At 50.4% G+C, this 13,201-nt stretch carries 10 protein-coding genes; all 10 read left to right on the top strand.

The window, feature by feature from the left end; genetic code table 11:
• The first annotated feature begins 8 nt into the window (after window positions 1-8).
• A complete protein-coding gene (gene ccsA / locus ACWXW9_RS17625) occupies window positions 9-836 on the top strand; it encodes a cytochrome c biogenesis protein CcsA (protein ID WP_494930450.1) in 828 nt (275 codons plus the stop codon).
• 8 nt (window positions 837-844) lie between these two features.
• The gene (locus ACWXW9_RS17630) at window positions 845-1,492 is read left to right on the top strand and encodes a precorrin-2 dehydrogenase/sirohydrochlorin ferrochelatase family protein (RefSeq protein WP_494930451.1); all 648 of its coding nucleotides are present in this window, start codon (window positions 845-847) and stop codon (window positions 1,490-1,492) included.
• A gap of 1 nt (window position 1,493) precedes the next feature.
• Window positions 1,494-2,420 carry a hydroxymethylbilane synthase gene (gene hemC / locus ACWXW9_RS17635; protein ID WP_494930452.1) on the top strand — a complete coding sequence of 309 codons (927 nt, stop codon included), beginning with the start codon at window positions 1,494-1,496 and terminating at the stop codon, window positions 2,418-2,420.
• A gap of 4 nt (window positions 2,421-2,424) precedes the next feature.
• Entirely contained in the window at window positions 2,425-3,978 is a 1,554-nt protein-coding gene (gene cobA / locus ACWXW9_RS17640) for a uroporphyrinogen-III C-methyltransferase (RefSeq protein WP_494930453.1), read from the top strand.
• A gap of 45 nt (window positions 3,979-4,023) precedes the next feature.
• On the top strand, window positions 4,024-5,022 hold the full coding sequence (gene hemB / locus ACWXW9_RS17645; protein ID WP_452511834.1) for a porphobilinogen synthase: 999 nt from the start codon (window positions 4,024-4,026) through the stop codon (window positions 5,020-5,022).
• 30 nt (window positions 5,023-5,052) lie between these two features.
• The gene (gene hemL, locus ACWXW9_RS17650; RefSeq protein WP_494930454.1) at window positions 5,053-6,357 is read left to right on the top strand and encodes a glutamate-1-semialdehyde 2,1-aminomutase; all 1,305 of its coding nucleotides are present in this window, start codon (window positions 5,053-5,055) and stop codon (window positions 6,355-6,357) included.
• Window positions 6,354-7,265, top strand: a complete 912-nt coding sequence (locus tag ACWXW9_RS17655; protein ID WP_494930455.1) for an RluA family pseudouridine synthase — start codon at window positions 6,354-6,356, stop codon at window positions 7,263-7,265. The genes hemL and ACWXW9_RS17655 overlap by 4 nt, the downstream gene beginning before the upstream one ends.
• Window positions 7,266-7,390: 125 nt before the next feature.
• Entirely contained in the window at window positions 7,391-8,713 is a 1,323-nt protein-coding gene (locus ACWXW9_RS17660; protein ID WP_494930456.1) for a LysM peptidoglycan-binding domain-containing protein, read from the top strand.
• A 407-nt stretch (window positions 8,714-9,120) separates the two neighbouring features.
• Entirely contained in the window at window positions 9,121-11,787 is a 2,667-nt protein-coding gene (locus ACWXW9_RS17665) for a valine--tRNA ligase (protein ID WP_494930457.1), read from the top strand.
• 36 nt (window positions 11,788-11,823) lie between these two features.
• Window positions 11,824-13,200 carry a bifunctional folylpolyglutamate synthase/dihydrofolate synthase gene (locus ACWXW9_RS17670; protein ID WP_494930458.1) on the top strand — a complete coding sequence of 459 codons (1,377 nt, stop codon included), beginning with the start codon at window positions 11,824-11,826 and terminating at the stop codon, window positions 13,198-13,200.
• Window position 13,201 lies beyond the last annotated feature (1 nt).

Genomic DNA, 13,201 nt, shown 5'->3' on the forward strand with positions numbered 1-13,201 from the left:
GAGTGGACGTGGCTTTAAGCGCGCTTATATATGATTCGATGATTTACGTTTTTGCCCTGAGCCTTCTGTTTGTATTCTCGGATGGCATTCGCCGTAATGCGAGTGCCAAACGGACAGGTACAGGGCTTCTTGCTGTCGTTCTAGTGCTCCAGCTTATATATATGGGGATAAGAACCTGGAACGAAGGACATCTTCCTATTTTCGTAACCTACGATTTTCTATTTCTGTTTTCATTTATTTTGGTCCTGATTTCTTTAATTCTCTCACGCTATCAGCGGTCGGAATTTGCGGTATTGCTGCTTAACATTATTAGCTTTGCGGTTCTTGTGCTTAATAATATATGGATGGAGCCCACTGACAATCCGCTTGGAAATTGGCATACGGTGCATGGGCTGCTTCTCATCCATATCGCTTTGGCTAATCTTGGCTTTGTAGCCATGACGGTAGCGGCTGTATTTTCGGGGCTCTATCTGTTTTTGCATCGTAAATTGAAAGTCAAGAAATGGAATGATACGATCCGGCGTCTGCCGAGTCTGGAAATGATGGATCGGTATACCCATATGGCGCTGTTGATTGGTACTCCTTTGCTTGGGGTCTCCATTGTAGTTGCCGTCATCTCTATTATTGCTGAAGAACGCTGGCGTCTGCTACTGGATACGAAAGTATTGATGACAGCGATAGCTCTGTGCGTGTATATTGTATTTTTAGTGAGCAAAAGATTCAATCAGAAGTCGGGCCTTGTGATGGCGAAGTGGGCATTGGTGGGCTACACGCTATTGATTCTTAACTTTTTGCTGAATTCCTGGTCTGTATTTCATCAGTGGACGGGAGAGTGAATAGCCATTTGCAACATTTTGTGCCGATTTCGTTGAATTGTAAAAATAAGATCTGTTGTATTGTGGGCGGAGGAAGGATAGCGGAACGCAAGGTAAAGGGACTGATGGAAAGCGGGGCGTTCATTACCGTCATCAGTCCGAATATAACGCCGGATTTACTGGTTCTGGCCGATCATAAGCAGCTCCACTGGGTAAATCGCGTATACCGCGAGGGTGACCTCCAGGGGGCCTTTCTTGTATATGCGGCGACCGACCGGAGAGAAGTGAACAATGCGGTTGCGCATGAGGCTATGCAAAGGGGTATACTGGTAAATGTGGCGGACCGCTCGGAAGATGCGGACTTTATAACGCCGGGCATCATCCGACGGGGTAGGCTAACGATCAGCGTATCCACTGCAGGTGCGGGTCCGGCAGTTACGTCCGAAATTACATCGGCTTTGGATACGCTGTTTGGTAGCGAATACGAGCCGTATCTGGATTTCATGTACGATATGCGGCAGGCGATTAAGCGTACCGTATCTTCCCCGCAGCAAAGGGCGAAACTGCTGAGACGTTTGGCGAGCAGCGGAATTTTGGAGCAAATACGACGTCAGGAATTTACGGCATGGACGCAAGAAGAGATGGACATATGGATTGCGCAAAATCAGGAGGAATAGCATGCGAACAATTGTGGTAGGTAGCAGACAGAGCGCGCTTGCGCTAACTCAGACCGGGCATGTCATTGAGGATTTGAACGTGCTGTGCGCGGAGCATGGGCTGGATATGCAGTTTGTCGTAAAAAAAATATTGACCAAGGGCGACCGGATTTTGGATGTAACGTTGTCCAAGGTGGGTGGCAAAGGGCTGTTTGTCAAAGAAATTGAACAGGCCATGTTGGCAGGTGAAATTGATATGGCAGTACATAGTATGAAGGATATGCCGTCAGAATTGCCCGAAGGGCTGGTGAACGGCGCGGTACCGCGTCGGGAGGACCCGCGGGATTGTTTCGTTACTCTGGGGTCCAAGAGCTTGGACGACCTGCCGCAAGGGGCAAAGGTCGGTACGAGCAGCTTGCGCAGAGCCAGTCAAATCAAGTCATTACGACCTGATCTTCAATTGGAGCCTGTGCGCGGTAATATTGATTCCCGTCTGAAAAAGCTGGAGACTGAAGGTTTTGACGCCATCATTTTGGCGGCTGCAGGCTTGCACCGGATGGGCTGGAAAGACCGAATTACGTCCTATATACCAGAGGAAGACTGTTTGCCGGCAGTTGGGCAGGGAGCGCTCGGTATTGAATGTCGCGCCAATGATGAAGAGCTACTCGCATTGCTGCATCTATACAACGACTGGGATACCTCGGCTACAGTTGCGGCAGAACGAACCTTCCTTGGCGTGCTGAACGGGGGATGCCAGGTGCCGATCGGGGCCCACGCAGTCTGGGTTGATCAAGAGATCCGCCTCACGGGTATGGTAGGCTCGCCGGATGGCGAGGTTATTTTGAAGGAAACGCTCCAGGGAAATGATCCGCAAAAGCTGGGAGAAGCGGTGGCGGCTAGCTTGATCGCCAAAGGAGCGGAACAGATTCTGGCGCAGGTGAGGGGATGATGGAATGGCGGGAAAGGTATATTTAGTAGGCGCAGGACCTGGAGACGCAAGACTGATTACGGTCAAGGGCTGGGAATGCATTCGACTGGGTGATGTGATTGTCTATGACAGACTGGCAAGCCCTCGACTTTTAGGTTTGATGAAGCCAGGTGCTCAGAAAATATATGTCGGCAAGTTGCCGGATCGTCACACCATGAAGCAAGAGGAAATCAATCAGTTGCTGGTGGATCTGGCTCTGGAAGGAAAAACGGTCGTCCGGCTCAAAGGCGGGGACCCCACCATTTTTGGGCGGGTCGGCGAAGAAGCCGGACTGCTGCGCAAACACGGTATTTCCTATGAAATCGTACCCGGCATTACATCAGCGATCAGTGTACCTGCCTATGCGGGCATTCCGGTCACACACCGGGATATGGCCTCATCGTTGTCTATCATTACGGGTCATGAAAGTCCAGACAAGCTCGACAAGAGTATTCATTGGGATAAAGTAACGAACGCAACGGGCACACTGATCTTTATGATGGGTGTGGCGAAGATCGGCTATATTAGTGAGCAACTGATGAAGCACGGCAAGCCGCCTAGCACACCCGTTGCTTTGATCCGTTGGGGAACCCGTGCGGAGCAGGATACACTGGTGGGTACGCTGGCAGATATTGAGGCCAAGGTGAAGGCCGCGAATTTTCAGCCTCCCGCCGTCATCGTCGTTGGAGAAGTGGTTAATCAGCGTGAACAGTTAAAATGGGCTGAGGATATGCCTTTGTTCGGCAAGCGGATTTTGGTTACACGTGCGCGCGCACAGGCCAGCAGTTTGGTTCATCGGATTGAAGAGCTTGGCGGCGAGCCTTATGAATTTCCCGTCATCCAGACGGTTGTCCCTACGGACGAGCCAACGAAACGGCAAATTACTGAGGCGTTTGCACGATTGCCTGAATACGACTGGGTGTTTTTTACCAGCGTTAACGGAGTGGAATACTTTTTCACTCATCTGAAGGAACAAGGCAAGGATGTTCGTTCGCTATTTAAGGCGCGTATTGCCGCAGTCGGACCGGCTACAGCGGCGGCACTTCGCACGCACGGAATTGAAGCGGAGCAGATCGAAGGCCCTTTTCAGGCAGAGGGCTTACTCGAAGCGTTTGAGCAGGATTTGCAGGCAGGTCAGAACGTATTTCTGCCAAGAGGCGATCTCGCTCGGTCCTGGCTGCCGGAGAAGCTGAGAGAGCTGGGACTTGAGGTGACCGAGGCCGATTTGTATCAAACCGTGCTGGCAGCAAACGCACAGGATGATGAACTGCTCAAGCTGCTTGAGGAACGTGCCATCCATGCGATTACTTTTACCAGTTCCTCAACAGTCACCTTTTTTCTGGAAGCACTCAGGCAGATGGGAGTCGAAGATCCGCTGTCGCTGCTGGAGGGAGTGACGATCGCTGTGATTGGCCCTCTCACTGGAGAAACAGCGACCCAGGTTGGTCTGACCGTCAGTTTCATGGCGGAAAAGGCAACCATTGAAAGTCTGATCCAATCGCTATGTGACTGGAAACAATCGAATGCTGTGACATCATAATTTTATTTTACCAAATGAATGTATAAAAACTGGAGGTTTGCAATCATGAGTGTTCCTTTTACCAGACATCGCCGTTTGCGTCAATCTGCTGCCATCCGTAGTATGGTGCGTGAGACGGTATTGAATCCGGCTGATTTTATCCAGCCGATCTATGTAACATTCGGTACAGGAGTGAAGCAGGAAATTAGCTCCATGCCCGGTGTGTATCGCTTTTCTCTGGATCAACTGGAAGAAGAACTGAAAGAAATTAGTGAGCTTGGCATTCCTGCCGTGCTCCTGTTTGGCATACCGGAGACGAAGGATAGCTTGGGTACTTCGGCTTTTGTGGACGATGGGATTGTTCAGGAAGCTACACGTCTGATCAAGTCGCGTTATCCCGAGCTGCTGGTTGTGGCTGACACTTGTTTGTGCGAGTTTACGGATCATGGGCACTGCGGTATGGTCCACATGCATGAGCATGATGGTGAGGTATGTGGTGAAGTGCTTAATGACGAATCTCTGGAGGTGCTGGTACGTACAGCCGTTTCTCAAGCCAGAGCGGGCGCTGATATTATCGCGCCATCCAATATGATGGACGGTTTTGTGCAAGCGATTCGACAAGGGCTGGATGAGGAAGGCTTTTCGCATATTCCGATTATGTCGTATTCCGTCAAATATGCGTCTGCTTTTTATGGGCCTTTCCGGGAAGCGGCAGATTCTGCACCACAATTCGGTGACCGCAAGTCCTATCAGATGGATCCTGCTAATGCGCGTGAAGCATTGCGAGAAGCAGAATCCGACGTGCTGGAAGGTGCGGATATGCTGATGGTGAAGCCTTCTCTTTCTTACCTAGACGTGATGCGCACGATTAAGGATCAATTTGATCTGCCTATGGTGGCTTACAACGTAAGTGGTGAATATGCCATGGTCAAGGCGGCAGCTCTTCAAGGCTGGATTGATGAAAAAGCAATGGTGCTGGAGATTTTGACGAGCATGAAACGTGCGGGTGCAGACATGATTATTACCTATTCCGCCAAGGATGCAGCAAGATGGTTGAAGCAATAACCGATTTTTCAGAAGACAGGAGTGATCAAAATGATCAACGAACAACGAACAGTGCGTGAAGATGCGCGCTCCAAAGCAGCCTTTGATGAGGCAAAGCAATATATTCCGGGTGGCGTAAACAGTCCGGTACGGGCTTTTAAATCCGTCGGCATTACGCCCGTTTACATCGACCGTGGAGAAGGATCGCGGGTATATGATATCGACGGTCAATCCTATATTGACTATGTTTGTTCATGGGGACCGCTCATTATGGGACATGCACATCCTGAGGTCATTAAGGCTCTACAGGCTGCTGTGGTCAAAGGAACCAGCTTCGGAGCGCCAACGTTGGCGGAAACCGAAATGGCGAAGCTTGTTTGTGAGCGTGTTCCTTCCATGGATATCGTTCGTATGGTCAACTCGGGAACCGAGGCCACGATGAGCGCGATTCGACTTGCACGCGGATTTACGAGCCGCAGCAAAATCCTTAAATTTGAAGGCTCTTATCATGGTCACGCGGACAGCCTGCTGATTAAAGCAGGCTCTGGTGTAGCAACACTGGGTCTGCCCGATAGCCCCGGTGTACCCGAGGTCGTGGCTACACATACGATCACCGTTCCTTACAATGATTTGGCTTCGGTGAAACTGGTTTTTGAAAAATTCGGCGAGGAAATTGCCGCAATTATTGTCGAGCCGGTCGCTGGAAATATGGGAGTCGTACCGCCCCAGCCCGGATTTTTGGAAGGACTGCGCGAAGTGACCCGGCAGTATGGAAGCCTGCTGATTTTTGATGAAGTCATGACCGGATTCCGGGTAGGACTTCATTCAGCTCAAGGTCGCTTTGGTGTAACCCCGGATCTCACATGCCTGGGCAAAGTTATTGGTGGTGGACTGCCTGTCGGTGCTTATGGTGGACGTCGCGATATTATGGAGCAGATTGCACCATCTGGCCCGATCTATCAGGCTGGTACGCTTAGCGGAAATCCGCTGGCTATGGCAGCAGGCTACTCGACGCTTCAATTGCTGACGCCAGAAGTATATGATCGACTGGAAGAACGGGCAGCACGGCTTCAGGCCGGATTTGAACGTAATGCACGTGAGCTAGGCATACCTGTCACGATCAACCGTGTAGGTTCCATGGTTTGTCCATTTTTCACGGAAGAGAAGGTTGTCAATTTTGATACAGCTAAAACAAGTAATCAGGACCACTTTCGTCGTTACTTTACCGAATTGGTGAACGAGGGAGTCAGTGTGGCGCCATCCCAATTTGAGGGCATGTTTGTATCAGGTGTGCATACGGTGGAAGATATTGATGCTACCATTGAAGCGAACTATCGCGCGCTCAAACGTCTATGAGCTGGCAAGGCGGCTGGAAAAGACGGGGACCGTGGCTGGAAGTCACACCGGGACGGGAAATCACAGAGGGTGAACATCGCACCGATGCTGTAGATCGCTGGTTGCTGAACCGTTTGGAGCTACCGGATAAGCTGTGGCGCAGACTGCGACACGAAAAGCAGATTGAACTTGCGGGGGACCGGCTGCGGCTGGCCCTTTTTCCCGTTATGGACCTTGGCGTGACCCCTCGCTGGTACGATTTGAAGGTGTTGTATGAGGATGATTTTTGCCTGGTCGCACACAAACCGGCGGGTATGGCGATACACCCGGACGGAGCTGTAAAAGAGGGTCCACTGACGTTGGATCATGCGGTCGCATCGTATTATGAGATGAATGGCATCCATGCGGCAGTACGGCATGTGCATCGTCTGGATACGGATACGACAGGACCGGTGCTGTATGCCAAAAATGAATTCGCGTTGCTCAAGCTAGACGAGCAGATGCGGGCCAAGGATATCGGTCGCCGTTATGTGGCTTTGGTACGGGGTGAAGTCCCTTCATCACTGCGGACGCTGGATTGGCCGATTGGCAAGGACAGGCACCACAAGCAGCGTCGCCGTGTTTCTCCGACCGGACAGAGCGCAGTTACCCATGTGGAACTTGGTGAAGTGTGGGGGAGCGGTCAAAAGGCGGTTAGCATCGTATATTTAACACTGGAAACAGGCCGAACGCACCAGATTCGCGTTCATCTTAGCCATGCGGGCTATCCGTTATTGGGGGATGTATTATATGGGGGACGGGCTACTGATTTTGACAGGCAGGCGCTGCACGGAGAGCGTCTTACCTTCCGTCATCCGCTGAGCGGAGAAACGATTACTGTGGAAGATGCTTGGCCGGATGATTTTCAAAAGCTGCATAAACAGCTATAAAAGATGGCATGCCTTCTATTTTGGCGCATATACTTGAACCTAGAAACGGTTTGCAATATGGAGTTTCCGTGCGCCTGACAGGAGTCAGAGGATGTGCGGAGGCTGCCCAAAGGAGGATGCCATCCTTGAACAAACAACAGAATGATCAGCCGCAAGGCTTGCGTTTTGATATTTATGAACGCATTCATTTGACGGAGGAAGCTGCCGGGATTGCTGAGTTGGAGGAAATTGAGCTTCTGCCACGCATTCAGGTTGTAACCCACGGCGACCATGCCGCTTTGCGAGGGCATTTGCTGCTGGAGGGCGTGTACCGCACACCTGAACAGGTAACGAACGAGCTTCATCATTTGATCCCTGTGGAAATTACGATTCCACTGAATCGGGTAGGAAGATTGGAAGACATCTCTGTTGAGATTGAGAATTTTGATGTGGACCTGCTGTCATTACGTAGTCTGAATATTACTGGTGTTCTCTCCCTGCACGGGGTGGAAAGCTCCCATGCGGAGGAGACAGCGGTTTGGCTGGATGAGGAATTTACGGTGGTGCATGCACCTGAACATCCCGCTCAACCCTTTTCCACGAATGGAGAGCAGCGTCAGGAAGAAACTTATGCCACCCAGGATTCTGTATTCAATCACACGACGGAGTCTGAATCTTCATACAGGGTATCAGCTCAGCAGGAGTACGCTTCCTGGGAACAGCCGTCACAGGAGTATGGGGAACAGAAGTCATCATCGGAACAGCAAGGTTATGAGCCTGCTGTAGACCCGAACCGGATCTATGAGCCTTGGGCGAGTAAAGCTGTTGAAGATAGCACTTCCGGGGTAAAGCATGAGCATGAGACACCGGAAGTATGGGGATTTCAGCAAGAGGAAGCATGGACGGGAAGTGACCCGAAAATATCCTCCACCGCTCCTGATGTGGTCTATGATCCTTTGCTTGCTGAACCGCATCATGCTACGGAATCGGAGATCTATTTGGAGCCGCAGCTTGAAGCAGGTCAGGTGAATGATTTTAGACCTGAGACATTAGAGCAGGTGGACGGTGCGTTCCATGATACTGTTTCCGACGATAAGCCGGAGATGCGCGTGGCGTTGAACAGCAAAAAGGACGAAAAGGCAGACGAGCCGGACCCGGTGGTCTACTCATCTTTGCTCCAATCCAGTCGTTCGGTGAAGGAAGCGGAATACCAGCAGCAACTGGAGCAAGAACCGCAGGGCCAAGCGCAGGAGGCCGAAGAAGAGCGTGAGGATGCCAAGTGGAAAAACCTTTTTTTCCATACACAGGATGAAACGTCTTTCCGCAAGGTCCGACTATGCATCGTGCAGCGTGAAGATACGCTGGAAACCATCGCTGATCGCTACCAACTCAGCACACGGGAGCTTCAATTGTATAACAGGCTGGCAGAGCAACATGTGGAAGAAGGGCAGGTATTGTACATCCCTTAACCCGGTCATTGGAAAATGAGCAACGGGTGTTGACTATAGTCAATGGGAAATGTATGATGTGGTATAGCTATTGAAAGACTGAGATCGGGAAGAGTAGGCAGCAAGCCCTTCAGAGAGTGGAATTGCAGCGCTGTGAGGTTCCGCAGGAAGCTACTGGCCGAAGTCACCCGGGAGTCGTCTGTTCGAACGGTCCCTCATTTAATCCCAACGGAAGGTACGAGGTTCACGGTAGAATAAGGCCGGTCCGCAGCCGTTATCTGCATAAGTGTCACACCATGTGTAATGGATCAGTGGATACATACACTAGGGGTGAAACAAAGGTGGTACCGCGAGAGAACAGCCTTTCGTCCTTTGAGGATGAAGGGCTTTTTTATTTGCCAATTGAAAAATCATGGAGGTATCCTGATATGTCAGAACAAGACAACAAGACAACCTTGGAAATGCCGACAACGTACGATCCAAAATCAACAGAGAAAAAATGGTACAAAACGTGGATGGAGAAGGGGTATTTCCGCGCTGGGCGACTTCCAGAGGCAGAACCTTTTACGATCGTTATTCCACCGCCGAATGTTACAGGCATGCTGCACATTGGACATGCTCTTGATTTTACTTTGCAGGACATTATTATCCGCACCAAGCGGATGCAGGGCTATGACGCATTGTGGCTGCCAGGAGCAGACCATGCGGGTATTGCCACCCAGACGAAGGTAGAGCAGAAGCTGCGCGAGGAAGGCTTGACGCGCTACGATCTGGGACGCGAGAAATTTTTGGAGAAGGTATGGGAATGGAAGGATCTCTACCTGGACAATATCCATAATCAATGGGAAAAAATGGGTTTCTCCCTCGACTATTCACGTGAGCGTTTTACGCTGGATGACGGATTGTCTCAAGCTGTTCGCGAAGTATTCGTCAAGCTGTACAAGAAGGGCCTGATTTATCGCGGTAAACGTATCATTAACTGGGATCCTGCTGCACGTACGGCTTTGTCAGATATTGAAGTGGAATACAAAGAGGTGAACGGCAATCTGTATCACCTGCAATATCCGCTTCAAGATGGCAGCGGATTTATCACTGTAGCCACCACGCGTCCTGAAACCATGCTGGGCGATACAGCGGTAGCCGTACATCCTGAGGATGAACGTTACAAGCATATGATCGGCAAAACACTCGTACTTCCGATTATCGGACGGGAAATTCCGATTATTGCGGACGACTACGTAGAAAAAGACTTCGGTAGCGGTGCGGTTAAAATCACGCCTGCTCATGATCCGAATGACTTTGAAATGGGCCAACGTCACCAGTTGCCACAGATTACTGTTATGGATGAAACAGGTACGATGAATGCCGAAGCAGGCAAATATCAGGGCCTTGACCGCAGTGATTGCCGCAAGCAAATCGTCGCTGATCTGAAAGAGCAGGGCGTCCTGATCCGTATCGAGGAGCATGTGCATCAGGTGGGCCACAGCGAACGTACAGGTGCGGTTGTAGAGCCTTATCTGTCTACACAATGGTTCGTGGAAATGAAGCCTCTGGCAGCCAAAGCGATTGAAGTGCAGAAGGCTGGCAATGGCGTAAACTTTGTCCCGGATCGCTTTGAGCGTACTTATCTGCACTGGATTGAAAATGTGCGTGACTGGTGTATTTCCCGTCAATTGTGGTGGGGACATCGTATTCCTGCCTGGTACGATGAAGAAACCGGAGAAGTTATTGTATCGGTGGAGGACCCTACAACCTTGCCTGAATATGCTGGCAGAAAGCTGAAACAGGATGAGGACGTACTGGATACATGGTTCAGCTCTGCCTTGTGGCCGTTTTCGACACTGGGCTGGCCTGAGCAGACTGAGGATCTCAAACGCTACTACCCGACCAATGTCTTGGTTACAGGCTATGACATTATTTATTTCTGGGTGTCGCGGATGATTTTTACAGCCCTGGAGTTCACAGAGGAAATTCCGTTCAAGGATGTGTTGATGCACGGACTGGTTCGTGATGCGGATGGAAAGAAAATGTCCAAATCCCTCGGCAATGGTGTAGATCCGCTCGACGTAATCGACAAATACGGTACGGACGCCATGCGTTATATGGTTTCTACAGGCAGCACGCCTGGACAGGACCTTCGTTTCCGTTGGGAACGGGTAGAGCAGGCACGTAACTTTGCCAATAAAATCTGGAATGCGTCACGCTTTGCGCTGATGAATCTGGAAGGGGTTACTGCGGCGGATATCGACATTACTGGTGACTTGAGCACAGTTGACCGCTGGATCCTGCATCGTTTGAACGAAACTTCACGCGATATCACGCGTCTAATAGATGCTTATGAATTTGGCGAGACAGGCCGCCTTCTGTATAACTTTATTTGGGATGACTTGTGCGACTGGTACATTGAGTTTGCGAAGCTTTCCCTGTATGGCGAAAACGCAGAGGCGAAAAAGAAAACACAGTCCGTACTGGCGTATGTGCTGGACCGGACACTGCGCATGATTCATCCGTTCATGCCGTTTATCTCCGAGGAAATATGGCAGCATCTTCCGCATGAAGGCGAAACGATTACACTGGCCGCTTGGCCTGTCTATGATTCGGCTTTCGAGGACAAGGATGCGGTAGCTGAAATGAATTTGCTGATCGACGTGATTCGCGCTGTGCGGAATATCCGCGCTGAAGTGAACGTGCCGATGAGTAAAAAGATCGAATTGCTCGTAAAACCCGGCGATCAAGCCGTTCTCGATATCATTAGCCGTAATGGGGAATATGTACGTCGATTCTGTAATACGTCTGAATTTGACGCGGGATTGGAGCTATCTGTTCCAGATAAAGCCATGACTTCTGTAGTCAGTGGAGCAGAGTTGTACCTGCCGTTAGCCGGCCTGCTTGATATTGCCCAGGAAATTAGCAGACTCGAAAAAGAGCTTCAGCATTTGAACAGTGAAGTGGAGCGCGTGGAGAAAAAGCTGTCCAACCAAGGCTTCGTGGCGAAGGCACCAGCCAAAGTCATCGAGGAAGAGAAGGCCAAGCAAGCCGATTATTCGGATAAGCGCGCCAAAGTTATCGCACGGATCGAAGAACTCAAGGGATAATTCCACTAACTATAAAATGACCTGAAGGTGAAGAGAATGTCAGATACGATCAGGGGCGGGGGAGTAGCTCCTTTACAAAGCTATGATGAAGCAGTGGAATGGATTAACGGTTTGATTCCGTTTGGAATCAGACCCGGACTGGAACGGATTGAGCAGTTAATGAGCATGTTGGGTGATCCGCAACGGCATCTTAAATTTGTGCATATTGCGGGAACCAATGGCAAGGGCTCGACCTGTGCTTTCTTAACCTCTGTCCTGCTGAAATGCGGTTATGATGTGGGAACCTTTACGTCTCCGTATATCACCCGGTTTACGAACCGATTCCAATTCAACGGGACGGATATTCCCGATGATACACTGGTCTTACTTGCCAATCGTTTGTATCCGTTGGTCAAGGAAATCGCAGTCAGTGATTTGGGATCACCCACGATGTTCGAGGTATCGACAGCGTTGGCTATTTTATATTATGCAACGGTGACTTTTCCAGATGTTGTGGTATGGGAGACAGGCCTCGGGGGAAGGATGGATGTAACTAATATCGTGAGTCCTATCGTTTCGGTCATTACGAATGTAGGCTATGACCATACGGATATTTTAGGGGATACACTCGAACAGATCGCAGGCGAAAAGGCTGGAATTATCAAGCCGGGCGTACCTGTTGTTAGCTGTGTATCTCAGCCAGAGGCTATTCAGGTTATACGGGAAACGGCGGCAAAGCAGGGAGCAACCCTGTATCTGGCAGGAGAACAGTTTACGTATGAACGGCTGAATGGGGACGAAACAGGACAGACTTTTTCGTTTGCGGGACCCTTCCGACACATGGAAATCGGCATCACGTTGTTAGGCGAGCATCAATGTGCTAATGCGGCAGGAGCTTTGATGACACTTGAGGTGCTTCGTCAGTATATGGCTTTTGTGCTGGATGACGCTGAACTACTGGAGGGCTTTAGAGAAGCGGCCTGGGCAGGTCGTCTAGAACAGGTCAGCAGTTCGCCGCGAATTGTTATTGACGGTGCTCATAATCCAGAAGGGGCGCAGACGCTGGCAAAGAGTCTTCCCCAACTGTATTCGTACCGAAAAATGGTTTTAATGATGGGTATGCTGTCAAACAAGCATCATGAAGCATACTTGCAGCATATACTGCCACTAGTGGATACGCTTATCCTGACCGAGCCCGATTTCCGCCGCAAAATGAATGCCGCTGAACTGGCTCATCTCGTGGAGAAGCTGCGGCCGTCCTATGCCAAAACGGATTTAAAAATTATTGTAGAAGGTGACTGGAAAAAGGCTCTTCGCCTGCTTCAGTCACATACGGAAGCGGAGGATCTGGGGGTGGTGTCCGGAACACTGTATCTCATTGCGGATGTACGGGCTACCCTTATGTATCAAACCGATTCGGAAAAAGGTTGGTGAA

The sequence above is a fragment of the Paenibacillus sp. LT-B23 genome (assembly GCF_059417685.1).

What these genes read in the sequence shown, in the direction of transcription:
- hemC (WP_494930452.1), top strand. Translation starts at nt 1,494, where the DNA reads ATGCGAACAATTGTGGTAGGTAGCAGACAGAGCGCGCTTGCGCTAACT.
- hemL (WP_494930454.1), top strand. Translation starts at nt 5,053, where the DNA reads ATGATCAACGAACAACGAACAGTGCGTGAAGATGCGCGCTCCAAAGCA.
- ACWXW9_RS17670 (WP_494930458.1), top strand. Translation starts at nt 11,824, where the DNA reads ATGTCAGATACGATCAGGGGCGGGGGAGTAGCTCCTTTACAAAGCTAT.
- ACWXW9_RS17655 (WP_494930455.1), top strand. Translation starts at nt 6,354, where the DNA reads ATGAGCTGGCAAGGCGGCTGGAAAAGACGGGGACCGTGGCTGGAAGTC.
- ACWXW9_RS17665 (WP_494930457.1), top strand. Translation starts at nt 9,121, where the DNA reads ATGTCAGAACAAGACAACAAGACAACCTTGGAAATGCCGACAACGTAC.
- cobA (WP_494930453.1), top strand. Translation starts at nt 2,425, where the DNA reads ATGGCGGGAAAGGTATATTTAGTAGGCGCAGGACCTGGAGACGCAAGA.
- hemB (WP_452511834.1), top strand. Translation starts at nt 4,024, where the DNA reads ATGAGTGTTCCTTTTACCAGACATCGCCGTTTGCGTCAATCTGCTGCC.